The 228-nt window shown below is 60.1% G+C and carries 1 protein-coding gene; it reads left to right on the top strand.

All coding sequences use genetic code 11. The features are described from left to right. Positions 1–228, top strand: a 228-nt coding sequence (locus G3I42_RS11950) for a transposase (RefSeq protein ID WP_203606682.1), incomplete at both ends; no start/stop codon positions are given.

Raw genomic sequence — 228 nt, 5'->3', positions numbered from 1 at the left:
TCATTTGCGACAACTACGCCACCCACAAGACGCCCGCCATCAAGAGGTGGTTGTTGGCCCACTCCCGGTTCCACCTGCACTTCACACCGACCGGCTCGTCGTGGCTGAACCTCGTCGAGCGATGGTTTGCCGAACTGACTAACAAACAGATACGGCGAGGCGTCCACAAGTCCGTCCAGGCCCTCGAGAAGGACATCCGCAACTGGATCGCCGCCTGGAACACCGATC

The organism is Streptomyces sp. SID11385, assembly GCF_010548245.1.
Classification (GTDB): Bacteria; Actinomycetota; Actinomycetes; order Streptomycetales; family Streptomycetaceae; genus Streptomyces.
This window is presented reverse-complemented; position numbering and strand designations above follow the sequence as displayed.